The following is a 15719-nucleotide window of genomic DNA, read 5'->3' as shown; positions in this document are numbered from 1 at the left end:
CCGCTACAAGGAATTCCCATGGCACGCACCGTTCAATGCATCAAGCTCGGCAAGGAAGCCGAAGGCCTCGACTTTCCGCCTTACCCCGGCGAACTGGGCAAACGCATCTGGGAAAGCGTGAGCAAAGAAGCCTGGGCCGGCTGGCTCAAGCACCAGACCATGCTGGTCAATGAAAACCGCCTGAACCTGGCCGATGCGCGCGCCCGCCAGTACCTGGCCCGGCAGATGGAAAACCATTTCTTCGGCGGCGGCGCAGACGCCGCGGCGGGATACGTCCCGCCCAGTGCGTAACGTAGTGAAGCACTGCGAGAAATGGTTTCACCAAAACCACTTTTTTGGCAGCGGCGCTGACGCTGCGGCGGGATATGTCCCGCTTGGCGCGTGACGCAGCGCAACGCACCCTGGAGCGGTTCGCGGTAAAAACCGCCTTCCCTTTCCAACAGGCCGGCGCCACGCCGGCCTTTTGCCGTTCTCATGACTGAACCCATCGAGTGGCTGCCGGACGGCACCCCCTACAGCCCCCGCTTCGGCGACCGCTACCACAGCGAAAACGGCGGCCTCACCCAGGCCCGCCGGGTGTTTCTGCACGGCTGTGGTTTGCCCGACGCCTGGGCGGGGCAGCCGCAATGGCGCATTCTGGAGACCGGGTTTGGCTTTGGCCTGAACTTCCTGGTGACCTGGGCCGCCTGGCGGGCCGACCCCGCGCGGCCCACGCTGCTGCACTTCGTATCGACAGAAGCCTGGCCCGTGAGTGCCGGCGACCTGCTGCGAGCCACCTCGGTCCACCCCGAGCTGGCGCCGCTGGCTGAGGCATTGCACCGCCAGTGGTGGGGCCTGCTGCCGGGCGTGCACCGCCTGCGTTTTGATGACGGCCGGGTGCTGCTCACCCTGTATGTGGGCGACACCCAGGCCATGCTGCGCCAGCAAAACCTGGTGGTAGATGCCGTCTACCTCGACGGCTTCAGCCCCCAGCGCAACCCCGAGATCTGGGACCCGCACACCCTGAAAGCCGTGGCGCGCTGCTGCCGGCGCGGTACACAGCTCGCCACGTGGACCATCGCACGCGCCGTGCGCGATGCCCTGGCGCAATGTGGCTTTGAAGTGATCCGCGTGCCCGGCGTGCCGCCCAAGCGCGACAACCTGCACGCCACCTACAACCCACGCTGGGAGCCGCGCACCACGCGCCAGCCTGTGGCCACGCCCGAACCCGCCCTGCCCGGCCCCTGCATCGTGATCGGCGGCGGCATTTCAGGCGCCGCCGCCGCCGCCAGCCTGGCCCGGCGCGGCTGGCAGGTGGTGGTGCTCGACCAGGCCCCCAAGCCCGCTGCGGGCGCCTCGGCCCTGCCTGCCGGGGTGTTTGCGCCCCATGTGTCGCCGGATGACAGTGTGCTCTCGCGCCTGTCGCGCAGCGGTATCCGCACCACGCTGGAGCAGGCCCGCTGGCTGCTGAGCGAGGGCATGGACTGGGCCCATTGCGGGGTGCTGGAGCATCGCACCGACGGCACGCCCGGCCTGTCGCCCGATTGGGACCAAGGGCCAGGCGCCGCCTGGAGCGAGCCTGCGTCCCCCGCCGCCTTGGCTGCCGCTCAGCTACCGCCCGATGCCACGGCCTGCTGGCACCACCAGGCAGGCTGGGTGCGCCCTGCCCGCCTGGCCACGGCCTTGCTGGCGCAGCCCGGCATACGCTGGCAAGGGAGGTGCCAGGTGGCACAGCTACGACGCGCAGAGCCCCCCGCCGCCGATGACCACCCGGCCACCACGGTCTGGCAGGCGCTGGATGCCCAGGGCCAGGTGCTGGCCGAGGCACCCACAGTGGTCATTGCGGCGGGCGCTGGCAGCCTGGAGCTGCTCAACCACCGCTGGCCTTTGCAGCCGGTACGGGGGCAGGTGTCGTGGGGGGACCATTCAGACCCTGCGGCGCCGCTGCTGCCGTTTCCGGCCAACGGCAACGGCAACTTGGTGCCCCACTTTCCGCTCGGCGGCGATGCAGGTGGCCGCCAGGGCTGGGGTTGGGTAATGGGCTCCACGTTTGAGCGGGATGTGCAGGCCCTGCCGCCCAGCGCCGCCGACGTTCAGGCGGCCCATGCCACCAACTGGGGCAAGTTGCAGGCACTGCTGCCCGCAATAGCACCGCAATTGGCGCCCGCGTTCCACCAAGGGTCGCACGCTCCCCCCACCGCAGCGTCAGAACCCGAAGGGGGGCCAGCAGCGCCGCCTGCCCTGAAAACCTGGGCCGCCGTGCGCTGCACCGCGCCGGATCGCCTGCCCATCGTCGGCCCTGTGGACGCCACGGACCTTCCGGGCCTGTGGGTCAACACCGCCATGGGCGCGCGGGGGCTGACGCTGGCGCTGCTCTGTGGCGAGCTGCTGGCAGCCCGCCTGCAAGGTGAACCCCTGCCGCTGGACGCCAAGCTGGCCAGGGCGCTGGGAACGGAGCGTCTGTAAACGCCGAAAACGCGTAAAAAAACCGCGCCCGCACTTGCTTATAAGCAAATTGACATATCAGCAGAGCGAAACAATAGTTTGCTTCCATAAGCCTCTCCCCTACATTCGCACCCATGCATGAATTGGCGTTTGTTTTTGCGGGCTTTGCGGTCGGGCTGATTGTGGGCCTGACCGGCGTGGGCGGTGGCTCGCTGATGACGCCAATCCTGATTTTCTTCTTTGGCATCAAGCCCCACATGGCCGTGGGCACCGACCTGCTGTTCGCTGCCTTCACCAAGATGGGCGGCACCGTCAGCCTGGCCCGCCAGCGCCTGGTGCCCTGGAAAGTGGTGGGCCAGCTTTGCGCAGGCAGCATTCCGGCCGCGTTGCTGGCGCTGTGGGCGCTCAAGATGATGGGCCCGGCCAGCAGCACCGCGCAGCGTGTGATGACCACCACCCTGGGTTTTGCCCTGCTGCTGACGGCAGCGGCCACGCTCTATAAGGTAGTGGCGTTTTCTGCCCAGCGCCAGGCGGCCGAAGCCGCAGCCCGCAAGAGCCACACGGGCGACCCCACACGCCCTCGCCACTGGATCCTGCCCGTGCTGATGGGTGCCGTCATCGGTACGCTGGTCACCTTTACCTCGGTGGGCGCGGGCGCCATTGGCGTCACGGTGTTGCTGCTGGTCTACCCCATGCTGCCCCTGCCGCGCATCATTGGTGCCGACATTGCGTATGCCGTGCCCCTGACTCTGGTGGCTGGCCTCGGACACGCCTCGCTGGGCTCGGTGGACTGGCCTTTGCTTGCACAATTGCTGGCTGGCTCGCTGCCGGGCATCTGGCTGGGCTCGCGCCTGGTGACCCGCACGCCCGAGCGCCTGATTCGCTCCATCCTCTCGCTGTTGCTCGCCTGGGCGGGCTTCAAACTGATCTTGATTTGAGTTGCACGCACTGAACTGCACTGACCACGATGTACCAATACACAGAATTCGACCGACAATTTGTGCAACAGCGGGCACGGCAATTCCGTGACCAGCTCACGCGCTGGCAGACCGGCAAGCTGCCCGAAGACAACTTCCGCCCACTGCGCCTGCAAAACGGCTGGTATGTGCAGCGCTACGCCCCCATGCTGCGCGTGGCTGTGCCTTACGGTGAAATCGCAAGCCGCCAGTTGCGCGTGCTGGCCCAGATCGCCCGCGAATACGACGAACCCGAAGCGGCCGTCTTCAAGGCCGCCATGGAAGGCCAGGGCAAGCTGGGCACCACCTTCCTGCCCAAGAACTGCGCCCACTTCACCACCCGCACCAATGTGCAGTTCAACTGGATTCCGCTGTCCAAAAGTGCGGATGTGATGGACCTGCTGGCCACTGTGGACATGCACGGCATCCAGACCAGCGGCAACTGCATCCGCAACACCACCACCGATGCCCTGGCCGGCATTGCCGTGGACGAAATCGTGGACCCACGCCCCTATGCGGAAATCATCCGCCAGTGGACCACGCTGCACCCCGAATTCGCTTTTTTGCCACGCAAGTTCAAGATCGCCATCAGCGGTGCCAAGGACGACCGCGCCGCCACGGGCTGGCACGACGTGGGCCTGCACCTGCTCAAGAATGAGCAGGGCGAGATCGGCTTCAAGGTGTTTGTGGGCGGTGGCATGGGTCGCACGCCGGTGATTGGCACGGTGATCCGCGAGTTCCTGCCCTGGAACCAGATCATGAATTACATCGAGGCCATCGTGCGCGTGTACAACGAGCACGGCCGCCGCGACAACAAGTACAAGGCCCGCATCAAGATTTTGGTCAAGGCCGAAGGCCAGCAGTACATCGACGATGTGGAAGAAGAGTACCGCCAGATCGTCGAGATCGACGGTGGCCCCCACACCATTCCGCAGGCTGAGTTTGACCGCGTGGCCGCCTGCTTTGTGACGCCGAAGCTGGCCAACATTGCCGATGTGCCCCCTGCAGCACTGCAGGCATCGCTGGACGCCCTGGCGGCAGAGCACGTGATGTTCGGCCGCTGGCTGCAGCGCAATGTGCACCCGCACCAAAACCCGCAACTGCGCGCCGTGACACTGTCGTTCAAGCGCCCCGGCCAGTCGCCGGGTGATGCCACCAGCGAACAACTGATCGCCCTGGCTGACCTGGTGGACAAATACTCCGCCGGAGAAGCCCGCGTGACGCACGACCAGAACGTGTTGCTGCCCTGGGTGCACGCCAGCCGCCTGTTTGACCTGTGGCAAGAGGCCAAGGCCCTGGGCCTGGCCAGCGCCAACGTGCAGCTGCTGACCGACATGATCGCCTGCCCCGGCGGCGACTTCTGCGCGCTGGCCAACGCCCGCTCGCTGCCCATTGCCGAGGCCATCACCCAGCGCTACCAGGACCTGGACGAGCTGGACGACATCGGCGAGATCGACCTGCACATCAGCGGCTGCATCAACAGCTGCGGCCACCACCACAGCGGCCACATCGGCATCCTGGGCGTCGATAAAGACGGCAAGGAGTGGTACCAGGTGACGCTGGGTGGCTCCGATGGTTCCGACCTGTCGGGCGCTGCCGTGGCGGGCAAGGTGATCGGCCCCTCGTTCTCTGCGGCCGAAGTGCCCGACGTGATCGAGGCGGTGCTCAGCACCTACCGCGACCTGCGCGAAAGCGGCGAGACCTTCCAGAACACCGTGCGCCGCACTGGCCTGGACCCGTTCAAGGAAGCCGCAAAGCTTGCCCGCCACAAAGACGAAACCCTGGCCACAGCCTAAGAGGCTGAGAGTCTTTTTCCTATGCCCGCCTTGCACGCCAAAACACCGCTGCTCGTCGTTGCAAATGCGCGCCATAGCCCAAGCTATGGCTGTGCTTTGCGCCTCGATCAGCGGCGTTTTGACGCACCTTTCGGGCACTCGAAAAAAACTCCCAGCCTCTGAAGCCGCCCTGCCACCGAAATCCGAACGATGATGAACCTGACACTTCTTGCATCCCACGAACACCAGCCCCCGGCGGAAGGCGACGCCCGCGTGGTGGCGTTGGCCAACGATGCCGACGCCACAGCCCTGCCGCTGGAAGGCGTGGAACGCGTGGACCTGCACTTCCCCAACTTCACCGATGGCCGTGCGTTCAGCCAGGCCTTTTTGCTGCGCCGCCGCCGTGGCTTTGCTGGCGAAATCCGCGCCACGGGTGATGTGCTGATCGACCAACTCGTGCAAATGCAGCGCACGGGCTTTAGCAGCGCGGTGCTGGCCGAGGGGGTGGATGCCGCCGATGCCCAGCGCCAGTTTGAACTGTTCCCAGGCTTCTACCAGGGCGACGCCGTCAATCCCCAGCCGCTGTTTGCCCACCGCGCCGCCGCCTGAGAACCCAACCCATAAGCCCTGCACCATGAGCCAAATCGATCTCGCACGCATCAACGCCGACCTCGGCCGCAACGCACCAGACCTGGTGGCCTGGGCGCTGGGGCTGGGCCAGCCCGCCATCGTCACCACCAACTTCCGCCCCTTTGAGGCAGTGATCCTGCACATGGTCACGCAAGTCAACCCTGACGTGCCCGTGGTGTGGATGGACAACGGCTACAACACCGAAGCCACCTACCGCTTTGCCGACGAGGTGACAAAGCAACTGGGCCTGAAGCTGCAGATCTACCTGCCACGCCGCTCACGCGCGCACCGTGAAGCCGTGGAAGGCGCGACCCCCGCGCTGGACGACCCACGCCACGCAGCCTTTACCGAAGAAGTGAAGCTGGAGCCCTTTGCCCGCGCCCTGCGCGAAACGGCCCCCAAGGTGTGGTTTACCGCACTGCGCGCCACCGACACCGCCGTGCGTGCACAGATGGACCCGGTCAGCATCAACCCCGACGGCCTGATCAAGGTCGCGCCGCTGCTGCACTGGTCGTCCAAGGAGCTGCACGAATACTGCGTCAAGCACGGCCTGCCCAACAACTTTGACTACGTGGACCCCACCAAGGGCGAAGACAACCGCGAGTGCGGTTTGCATCTGGCCCACTGACTCCACTGCAGCACCGACCATGAACACCCGGACCGATACCGCGCTGCTTGAGAAGAAAACCAACGATATGAGCTACCACCTGAACAACTCGCACCTCGACGCCCTGGAAGAAGAAACCATCTTCATCCTGCGCGAAGTGGCTGCCGCCTTTGAACGCCCTGCCTTGCTGTTTTCGGGCGGCAAGGATTCGCTGGTCATGCTCAAGTGCGCCGAAAAGGCCTTTGGCACCAAGGCCAGCGGCGGCGGCATTCCCTACCCGCTGCTCATGATCGACACGGGCCACAACTTCCCCGAAGTGACGGATTTTCGCGACTTCCGCGCCAAGGAACTCGGTGCTGAACTCATCGTGCGCAATGTCGAAGACTCCATGGCACGCGGCACCGTGCGACTGGCCCACCCCGGCGAATCGCGCAACGTGCACCAGTCCGTCACGCTGCTCGAAGCGATCGAGGAATTCCGCTTTGACGCCCTGATCGGCGGCGCCCGCCGCGATGAAGAAAAGGCACGCGCCAAAGAGCGCATCTTCAGCCACCGCGACAGTTTTGGCCAATGGCAGCCCAAGGCCCAGCGGCCTGAGCTGTGGACCCTGTTCAACACCCGCCTGCAGCCCGGCGAACACTTCCGCGTGTTCCCCATCAGCAACTGGACCGAGCTCGATGTGTGGCAGTACATCGACCGCGAACAGATCGGCCTGCCCAGCATCTACTACACGCACAAGCGCCAGGTGGTGGACCGCAAGGGCCTGCTGATGCCCGTGACCGAGCTGACACCGCCGCGTGAAGGCGACGTGGTCGAGACACGCGACGTGCGCTTTCGCACCGTGGGCGACATCACCTGCACCGCACCGGTGGAGAGCACCGCCGCCACCCCGGCCGAGATCGTCATCGAGACCCTGGCCGCCGACGTGAGCGAGCGCGGTGCCACCCGCATGGACGACAAGACCAGCGATGCCTCGATGGAAAAGCGCAAGAAAGACGGGTACTTCTGATGACCACTATGAATTCGATAGCTTCCAGCGCAATCCCTACAAGCGCTACAGGAAAAAATGACCACATTTCCGCGCTCAAGTTCATCACCTGCGGCAGCGTGGACGACGGCAAGAGCACGCTGATCGGCCGTCTGCTGGTGGACAGCAAGGCCGTGCTGCAGGACCACCTGGCTGGCGTTCAGCGCCAGGGTGAGACCGACCTGGCCCTGCTGACCGACGGCCTGAGCGCCGAGCGCGAACAGGGCATCACCATCGACGTGGCCTACCGCTACTTCGCCACCGAAGAGCGCAAGTTCATCATTGGCGATGCACCCGGCCACGAGCAATACACCCGCAACATGGTCACCGCCGCCAGCAGCGCCGACGCCGCCGTGGTGCTGGTCGATGCCACCAAGCTCGACTGGAAGAACCCCGGCCTGGCCCTGCTGCCCCAAACCCGCCGCCACAGCCTGCTGGCCCACCTGCTGCGCGTGCACTCGCTGGTGTTTGCCGTGAACAAGCTCGACGCGGTGGAAGACCCCGCTCTGGCGTGGCAGCACATCCAGGGCGCGTTGCAGTCCTTTGCCCAGGCGGCAGGCATCACCGTGCGCGCCATGGTGCCGGTGTCGGCCCTCAAGGGCTGGAACGTGGTGGACGCCCATGCGGGCTGGTGCGGCTATGACGGCCCCACGCTGCTGCAGGTGCTGGAAGCACTGCCCAACACCCCCGCAGACACAGCGCTGGCACCGGCCTTCCCGGTGCAGTGGGTCGAGAAGTTCTCGTCGTCCTCCGACACCTCGCAAGGCCGCCGTGTGTTCTGGGGCCGCGTGGCTGCGGGCAGTTTTGCGCCCGGCACCGCTGTACAGATCTTCCCCAGCGGCCAGCTGGCCACCGTGGCGCAAGTGCTGGACCATGCGCGTCGCCCCAAGGACGTGCCCGCAGGTACCAGCGCCGGCATCATCCTGGACCGCGAGGTGGATGTCTCGCGGGGCGACTGGATTCTGGCGGCGCCTGCCGTCGCCACCCCCGCCGAAGACGACTTCGACACGCCCGCCAGCGTGCCTGCATGGCCCGCCAGCCGCGAGCTGCGCACCACGGTGGCCTGGATGGACGACGAGCCCCTGGTCGCAGGCCGCGTGTACTGGGCGCTGCACGGCCACCGCTGGGTCAAGGCCAAGGTCAAGGCCGTGGTGCACAAGCTCAACATCAACACGCTGGCCGAAGAGGCCGCCACCCAGCTCGACCCCAATGCCATCGGCCATGTCGACCTGCTGCTGCAAGAGGCGATTCCGGCCGCCCCCTTTGGCAAAGCCCGGGTGCTCGGATCGCTGATCCTGGTGGACACCGCGAGCCACAAAACGGCCGGTGCCGTGCTGGTGAACTGATCTAGATCAGCGCCCGTAACCCCAGTCACCCCATCGGGGTGAGGGACCCTGTAACCAAAGGTCGGTGAAAGCTTCTAAAATTGAGGGTTTTCACCGACCCACACAACTCCTGTCATGACCCACGTCGTCTCCGAAAACTGCATCAAGTGCAAGTACACCGATTGTGTGGACGTGTGCCCCGTGGACTGCTTCCGCGAAGGCCCGAACATGCTTGTCATCGACCCCGATGAATGCATCGACTGCGCCGTCTGCATCCCCGAATGCCCGGCCAACGCCATCTTTGCCGAAGAAGATCTGCCGGCCGACCAGATTGCTTTCATCAAGCTCAACGCCGACCTGGCCTTTGCCGACGGCTGGAAGAGCATCACCAAGCGCAAGCCAGCGCTGCCAGACGCCGACGAGTGGAATGGCAAACCGGGCAAGGTCAACGAACTGGTCAAGTAAAACGCCCCGCGCCCCGTTGGTGTCCGAGACTTTGCAAGTGCCCGCAGTCGTAGAGACCGACGCCGTTGTCATCGGCGCGGGTCCTGTGGGCCTGTTCCAGGTCTTCCAGCTGGGCCTGCAAGGCATCACCGCCCATGTCATCGACGCCCTACCCCATGCGGGTGGCCAGTGCGTCGAGCTGTACGGCGACAAACCCATCTACGACATCCCCGGCATCCCCGTGTGCACCGGGCGCGAGCTGGCTGGCCTGCTGCTTGAGCAGATTGCGCCGTTCAAGACCCAGTGGCACCTGAACACGCTGGTGTCCGCACTCACCGTGCAGGCCGATGGGCGCCTGCTGGTCGAAACCTCCCAGGGCGCACAACTGCTGGCCCGCACGGTGTTCATTGCTGCCGGTGTGGGCGCCTTTGTGCCACGCACGCTCAAGGTGGACGGCATCGAGCGCTTTGTGGGCGCCCAGGTCCACTACCAGAACCTGCCCGCCACGGCCCACGTAGCCGGGCTCCATGTGGTCGTGCACGGCGGCGACGAGCCCGCCGTGGCCCGCGCCTTGGAACTGGCCGAGCAAGGCCAGGCCGCCCGCGTCAGCCTGCTGCACCGCCGCGACGTGTTCCAGGCGCCCGACGCCCTGCTGCAGCGTCTGCAGCAACTGCGCGACACAGGCCGCATCCATGTCGAGGCCGCGCAGATCACCGGCATCGACACCACAGGTGATCTGCTGACGGCCTTGCAGGTCGTGGACGCCGATGGCAGCACCCGCGCCCTGGCAATCGACCTGCTGGTGGCCGTGCTCGGCATCTCGCCCCGCCTCGGCCCCATCGCCGACTGGGGCCTGGCCATGGACCGCAAACAGCTGGTGGTGGACACCGAGGCCTTCCGCACCAGCGTGCCCGGAATCTACGCCGTGGGCGACATCAACACCTACCCCGGCAAACGCAAGCTCATCCTGTGCGGTTTCCACGAGGCCACGCTAGCCGCCTTTGGCGCCGCCGAGGCGCTCAAGGGCGACAAGGTGGCGCTGCAGTACACCACCACGAGCCCAAGGCTGCACCAGCTGCTGGGTGTGGCTCCGGCGTCTGTGCCTTCCGCCAGCACGTAGTCCAGGCGAGTCGGGGCACCGTCGTTTCGTGCCCAAACGACGCGCCCACAAATAAGCACAAAATGTCCAAAAGGCGCGCAAGCGCCCGGCACGATGGCGTCTCCCTTCAACACCTATCGGAGCACACCATGAGCCAACAACCCCTTCAATCCATCTGGGACACCTACACCGCGTCGTGGAAAACCGACTCGGCCGCAGACAGGGAGGCCCTGTTTTCCCAGTCCCTCGACCCCGCCTGCACCTACAACGATCCGCTGGCCACCGCCCAGGGCTGGGACCAATTGACGGCCTACATGGACAACTTTCACAGCCAGGTGCCCGGCGGGCATTTTGTGACCCACTACTTTGCCAGCCACAACCAGCAAAGCATCGCCAAGTGGAACATGGTGGATGGCAGCGGCCAGGTGATCGGTGAAGGCGTGAGCTACGGCCGGTACAACGACCAGAACCGGCTGGTGGCCATGACCGGTTTCTTTGAAACCCCTTGAACGGACGCCACCGTGCTTTATCTCCGGCAAATCCAGGAGGGCATCGATTTCATCGAGGCCCACCTCGAATCCGATATCCAGCTTTCCGAGGTGGCACGGGCTGCCGGGATGAGCCAGTGGCACTTCCAGCGGATCTTCAAGGCACTGACCAACGAAACCTTGAAGACCTACATCCGCTCGCGCCGGTTCTCGCGGGCGCTGGAGCAGTTGACCAACACGCGGCTGAGCGTGCTCGACATTGCGCTGGCGTCGGGGTACGAGACACAGGAGAGTTTCACGCGCGCGTTCCGCGACTGCTTTCGGCTCACGCCGTCGCAGTACCGCAAGATGGGCAACCGCTCGCTGTTCGTGCGGAAGATCCGGTTTGACCAAAGCTACCTCGCGCACATTCACCACAACATTTCCCTGGAACCCGGCATCCAGCAGCAGCCCGCCATGCAATTGGTCGGGCTGCCCACCGACTACTACGGCATCGATTCCGAAAAAAACAACCTGGGCCAGAAACTGCCGCCCCTGTGGGCGAAGTTTCTGCCCCGGTTGGGCGAGATTGCGAACACCGTGCCCGGGGTCTGTTATGGCGTCGTGGCCCCGGCGGGGCCGCACACGGAAGAGCTGCGCTACCTGGCCTGCATCGAAGTGAGTGGCCCCGGTGCACTGCCACCGGGCATGGAGGCCATGGAAATCCCCGCGTCCACCTATGCACGCTTCACCCACAGGGGTCCTGCCCAGAACGTCGATGCGACGGTGAACTACATCTACTCCAGCTGGCTGCTGTCGGCCAGCCAGACGCACAGCCTGGGGCCGGATCTGGAAATCTACGGCTCGCAATACCACCCGACGTCCGCTGACTCCGTGATGCACTACGCCATCCCCCTCACCCAGGCCGGGCGCTGACCCACCCTCTACAATGGCAACCGCGCTCCTTCGGGGGCGCCAACGCTAGGGGTGTCGAGACCGGCCTGCCGGAACCGACTGAGAGAGTCCCTTTGAACCTGATTGAGATCATCCTCGCGCAGGGAAGCACGTCCGCTTTGGCCCAGCCCTGAATGAAATGACTTTGGGGCGCGCTGGCGGGCCGCCCCTGCTCTGTACTGCCACGGAGCCATCCATGTCCTCATCGCCCGCCGCGCCCTCCCACAACGAAGCGCTGGCCCCCGTCTCCCTCGACCGCCGCGTCTTCCAGTGGCATGACCACGCCTCGCTCTGGTTCAGCCTGGGCGTGGGCTTGCTGGTCATGCAGGTGGGTGCATACCTGATGCCCGCGTTGGGCACCAAAGAAGCCCTCATCGCCATCTTGGCCGGTTCCATCGTGGGCGCGGGCCTGCTGGGCTGGGTGGCCAAGCTGGGCTGCGACAGCGGCCTGGCCAGTGCCGGCCTGATGCACGCCGTTTATGGCCGCACCTTTGCCAGCCTGCCGATCATCCTGAACATCGTGCAGCTGGTGGGCTGGGGCACGTTCGAGCTGGTGGTGATGCGCGATGCCACCGTGGCCATCGGTCAGCAGTCGGGCAGCATGGCCGGTGCGCACTGGCCGGTGCTGGCCACGCTGCTGTGGGGCGGCGTGGTGATGCTGCTCATCAGCGGATCGATGGTGCAGCTGGTGCGCAAGGTGATTGCGCGCGTGGCGCTGCCGCTGGTGGTGCTGTCGCTGCTGTGGCTGTCGTGGCAGTTCTTGTCGCTGGCACAGGCCCAGGGGTTTGATGCGCTGTGGAACCGCCAGGGCGCGGGCGGCATGGGCGTGTTCCCTGCGCTGGATCTGGTGATCGCCATGCCGATTTCGTGGCTGCCGCTGGTGGCCGACTATGCGCGCCACGGCAAGAACGGCGGCTCTGCATTGCGCGGCACCTGGCTGGGTTACGCGCTGGCCAACATGTGGTGCTACACGCTGGGTGTGCTGGTGGCGCTGACCTTGCCCAGCAAGGACCTGGTGCAGGCGCTGCTGCTGGCCCAGGGCGGGCTGATTGCGCTGTCGCTGATCCTGATCGACGAGGTGGACAACGCCTATGGCGACACGTATTCAGGCGCGGTGTCAGCCCACAGCCTGCTGCCGCGCTGGGGCGTACGCAAGTGGGGTCTGGCCATGGCGGTGGTATGTACGGGCCTTGCGCTGGTCTTGCCCATGCACAGCCTGGAGCCCTTCCTGCTGCTGCTCAGCTCCGTATTTGTGCCGCTGTTTGGCGTGATCCTGGGGCGGCTGGCGTTTGGCACCGATGCACCTGCATTGCTGGCAGCGGCGCGCAAGGTGAATGCGGTGCCCGTGGCGATCTGGCTGGTGGGGATTGCCGTCTACCACCTGGCTCCCAAGGTGCTGCCGGGTGCGGGCTCGGCGCTGCCGGCATTGGCGTTCAGCTTTTTGCTGGCCTGGGCCACACGGCCACGGGGCCGTTGAATAGCTATCGAATTGTGAGCTACTAGCGCTTACCAGATAAGCGCCAGCGGCCAAAAACACTTAAATTTCTACAGCACCAACTGCGCCACAGGCGCATAGCCGTGGTTGAGCGGGCCGTGGCCGCGGCCGGTGGTCACATCAGCCCCTGCGGCGATGGCGCCCAGAATGTAGGCACGCGCGCGCTCCACCGCCTGCTGCAAGGGCAGGCCCTGCGCCAGGTGTGCCGCAATGGCCGACGACAGGGTGCAGCCCGTGCCGTGCCCGTTGGGCGTGGCAATGCGTGCAGACTCCAGCCGCTGCCGCACACCGCTGCGGGTGGCCAGAACGTCCACCACCCAGTCTCCAGGCAGGTGGCCGCCCTTGAGCAGTGCCGCACGTGCACCCAGAGCGCACAGTGCCTGCGCGGCTTCGTCCAGCGTTTCCACGCCCTTGATGCTGCGCCCCAGCAGCCAGCCGGCCTCGTCCAGGTTGGGGGTGATCACCTCGGCCAGCGGAAACAGCTCCTGCACCAGCACGCTCACGGTTTCTGAAGCGATGAGCCGGTCGCCACTGGTGGCCACCATCACGGGGTCGAGCACCACGTGCGGCAGCTGGTAGGTGCGGATGGCATCGGCCACCACACGCACCACCTCGGACGAATGCAGCATGCCGATCTTGACCGCATCCACGCCAATGTCCTGCACCACGGCGTCGATCTGGGCCTTGAGCATCTCTGGCGGAATGCCGTGGATGCCCGTCACGCCGCAGGTGTTCTGCGCCGTGATGGCCGTGATGGCCGTCATACCGTAGCAGCCCAGGGCGCTGAAGGTCTTGAGGTCGGCCTGGATGCCCGCCCCGCCGCCGCTGTCAGAACCGGCAATGGAAAGCACGCGCACATAGCGGCGCGCTGCGGAGGTCGGTGGGGTCAATGAAGTCATGGCAAAAATTATGGCCTATGCGCTAGCGCAAAAAGAGCGGCCAAGGGTTGTGCTGTAATTGATTTTTTCCGGACGAAACAGGGGTGTCCCTCCGTTCAGAACCTGAACAGGTTCTTCGGTGTGCGACTGAGAAATACCCTGGGGCTCGCACGCAGCGCTGCATGGCACTGCCTGCAACGTGGCCCCGCTACCCGATCCAGGTCATGCTGGCGTGGGGAGTTTCCAAGAGCGGCGCTGCCCCCGTTTTGTCCATGGTTGCCAGCCAACACGGACACACCGACGGACCTATGCCACTTCAACCCTCTTCTTTTGCGATTCTGGGCGCGGGCCTCATGGGCCGCCTGCTTGCGGTGGAGCTGGCCCGCCAGGGTCACCGTGTGGACATCTACGACGCGGGCAGCCCGGCCGCCGAACATTCGGCCGCGACCGTGGCCGCGGCCATGCTGGCGCCGCTGGCCGAATCGGCCATCACCGAGCCCGGCGTGGTGCGCATGGGCCACCACGCCCTCACCCGCTGGCCGCAGCTGCTGGCGGCGCTGGCCGAGCCCGTGTTCTTCCAGCAGGCCGGCACGCTCATCGTGTGGCACCGGCAGGACGCGGCCGAAGCCCAGCGGCTCACGCGCCAGCTGGAGGCCAACCAGCACCAGGTGCCAGAGCTGCCCGCCCTGCAAAAGCTGGACGGCGCCGCGCTGGCCCAGGCGGAACCCACCCTCGCGCAGCGTTTTGCGCAGGGCCTGTACCTGCCCGGCGAAGGCCAGCTCGACAACCGGCAGCTGCTGGCCGCCCTGGTGGTGGAAATGCAGCGGCTGTCGGTGCGCACGCACTGGCACAGCCCCCAGTCGCCCGAGGCCTTTGCACCCGGCGCCCCTGGCCAACCCGACTGGGTGCTGGACTGCCGTGGCTTGGGCGCCAAGGGCCAGTGGAGTGCACTGCGCGGCGTGCGCGGCGAGGTGGTTCGCATCCACGCGCCGGATGTCACGCTGCAGCGCCCAACGCGGCTGGTGCACCCGCGCTACCCCATCTACATTGCGCCCAAAGAAGACAATCTGTTCGTCATCGGCGCCACCGAAATCGAATCGGACGACCTGTCGCCCGCCAGCGTGCGCTCCACACTGGAGCTGCTCTCCGCCGCCTACGCCGTGCACCCCGGCTTTGCAGAGGGCCGCATCCTGGAACTGGCCACGCAGTGCCGCCCCACGCTGCCCGACAACCTGCCCGCCATCCGCCAGCCGCGCAAGGGCGTGCTGGAAATCAACGGCCTGTACCGCCACGGCTTCATGATCGCGCCCGCGATGCTGGATGTGACGCTGGAAGTGCTGAACGCAGGACAATCGCAGCTTTCGCAACGATTTGACCTCGCGCTGGACTTGGAGCCCGCCCCCCTGCCCCCACCCAGCGCGGCCGCCGCTTTCGCATGAACATTTCCATCAACCAGATCCCGCACGAACTGCCCGAGGGCGCTACCGTGGCCGACGCCGTGGCCGCCATCGCGGCCCGCCCGCCTTTTGCCGTGGCCGTGAACACCACCTTTGTGCCCAACACCCGCTACGCCGCTCAGGCCCTGCAGCCCGGCGACCGTGTGGAAATCATCTCGCCCGTGACGGGGGGCTGATCCGC

General features: G+C 65.9%; 16 protein-coding genes and 1 riboswitch. Of the genes, 15 read left to right on the top strand and 1 reads right to left on the bottom strand.

The genetic code is table 11. From position 1 onward, the window contains the following. Positions 1 to 18: 18 nt before the first annotated feature. From ACT89O_RS11290 to ACT89O_RS11230, 13 genes are all read left to right on the top strand, one after another. Positions 19 to 291 carry an oxidative damage protection protein gene (locus tag ACT89O_RS11290; RefSeq protein WP_010461281.1) on the top strand — a complete coding sequence of 91 codons (273 nt, stop codon included), beginning with the start codon at positions 19 to 21 and terminating at the stop codon, positions 289 to 291. Positions 292 to 474: 183 nt separating this feature from the next. Beyond that, positions 475 to 2445, top strand: a complete 1971-nt coding sequence (gene mnmC, locus ACT89O_RS11285) for a bifunctional tRNA (5-methylaminomethyl-2-thiouridine)(34)-methyltransferase MnmC2/FAD-dependent 5-carboxymethylaminomethyl-2-thiouridine(34) oxidoreductase MnmC1 (RefSeq protein ID WP_487262673.1) — start codon at positions 475 to 477, stop codon at positions 2443 to 2445. Positions 2446 to 2558: 113 nt separating this feature from the next. Further along, complete coding sequence (locus ACT89O_RS11280; protein ID WP_487262672.1) at positions 2559 to 3362, top strand: sulfite exporter TauE/SafE family protein; 804 nt, start codon at positions 2559 to 2561, stop codon at positions 3360 to 3362. A gap of 29 nt (positions 3363 to 3391) precedes the next feature. Further along, positions 3392 to 5176, top strand: coding sequence for a nitrite/sulfite reductase (locus ACT89O_RS11275; RefSeq protein WP_121419840.1), 1785 nt, complete (start codon positions 3392 to 3394; stop codon positions 5174 to 5176). A gap of 192 nt (positions 5177 to 5368) precedes the next feature. Next, entirely contained in the window at positions 5369 to 5764 is a 396-nt protein-coding gene (locus ACT89O_RS11270; protein ID WP_370460173.1) for a DUF934 domain-containing protein, read from the top strand. 25 nt (positions 5765 to 5789) lie between these two features. After that, the gene (locus ACT89O_RS11265) at positions 5790 to 6413 is read left to right on the top strand and encodes a phosphoadenosine phosphosulfate reductase domain-containing protein (protein ID WP_121506681.1); all 624 of its coding nucleotides are present in this window, start codon (positions 5790 to 5792) and stop codon (positions 6411 to 6413) included. 19 nt (positions 6414 to 6432) lie between these two features. Further along, positions 6433 to 7401: a sulfate adenylyltransferase subunit CysD gene (cysD, locus tag ACT89O_RS11260; RefSeq protein WP_121419839.1), complete on the top strand. Its 969-nt coding sequence runs from the start codon at positions 6433 to 6435 to the stop codon at positions 7399 to 7401. Beyond that, complete coding sequence (locus tag ACT89O_RS11255; RefSeq protein WP_199731189.1) at positions 7401 to 8765, top strand: sulfate adenylyltransferase subunit 1; 1365 nt, start codon at positions 7401 to 7403, stop codon at positions 8763 to 8765. Before cysD ends, ACT89O_RS11255 begins: the two co-directional genes overlap by 1 nt. Positions 8766 to 8879: 114 nt before the next feature. After that, on the top strand, positions 8880 to 9209 hold the full coding sequence (gene fdxA / locus ACT89O_RS11250; RefSeq protein ID WP_055393870.1) for a ferredoxin FdxA: 330 nt from the start codon (positions 8880 to 8882) through the stop codon (positions 9207 to 9209). Positions 9210 to 9240: 31 nt separating this feature from the next. Next, the gene (locus ACT89O_RS11245; RefSeq protein ID WP_487262848.1) at positions 9241 to 10308 is read left to right on the top strand and encodes an NAD(P)/FAD-dependent oxidoreductase; all 1068 of its coding nucleotides are present in this window, start codon (positions 9241 to 9243) and stop codon (positions 10306 to 10308) included. A gap of 128 nt (positions 10309 to 10436) precedes the next feature. Further along, on the top strand, positions 10437 to 10796 hold the full coding sequence (locus tag ACT89O_RS11240) for a nuclear transport factor 2 family protein (RefSeq protein WP_176885704.1): 360 nt from the start codon (positions 10437 to 10439) through the stop codon (positions 10794 to 10796). A 12-nt stretch (positions 10797 to 10808) separates the two neighbouring features. Then, on the top strand, positions 10809 to 11690 hold the full coding sequence (locus tag ACT89O_RS11235) for a GyrI-like domain-containing protein (protein ID WP_487262671.1): 882 nt from the start codon (positions 10809 to 10811) through the stop codon (positions 11688 to 11690). Positions 11691 to 11727: 37 nt separating this feature from the next. Next, positions 11728 to 11832, top strand: a riboswitch (TPP riboswitch). A 72-nt stretch (positions 11833 to 11904) separates the two neighbouring features. Beyond that, entirely contained in the window at positions 11905 to 13185 is a 1281-nt protein-coding gene (locus ACT89O_RS11230) for a purine-cytosine permease family protein (RefSeq protein WP_487262670.1), read from the top strand. Positions 13186 to 13253: 68 nt separating this feature from the next. On the opposite strand, the gene thiD is transcribed toward ACT89O_RS11230, so the two are convergent. Continuing rightward, positions 13254 to 14102, bottom strand: a complete 849-nt coding sequence (gene thiD / locus ACT89O_RS11225) for a bifunctional hydroxymethylpyrimidine kinase/phosphomethylpyrimidine kinase (protein WP_487262669.1) — start codon at positions 14100 to 14102, stop codon at positions 13254 to 13256. 287 nt (positions 14103 to 14389) lie between these two features. Here thiD and ACT89O_RS11220 point away from each other — a divergent pair, with 287 nt between their 5' ends. Both ACT89O_RS11220 and thiS read left to right on the top strand, forming a co-directional pair. Next, a complete protein-coding gene (locus tag ACT89O_RS11220; RefSeq protein WP_487262668.1) occupies positions 14390 to 15520 on the top strand; it encodes an FAD-dependent oxidoreductase in 1131 nt (376 codons plus the stop codon). Further along, a complete protein-coding gene (gene thiS, locus ACT89O_RS11215; RefSeq protein ID WP_055393858.1) occupies positions 15517 to 15714 on the top strand; it encodes a sulfur carrier protein ThiS in 198 nt (65 codons plus the stop codon). The genes ACT89O_RS11220 and thiS overlap by 4 nt, the downstream gene beginning before the upstream one ends. Positions 15715 to 15719 lie beyond the last annotated feature (5 nt).

The organism is Acidovorax sp. NN32, from assembly GCF_057597245.1.
This window is presented reverse-complemented; position numbering and strand designations above follow the sequence as displayed.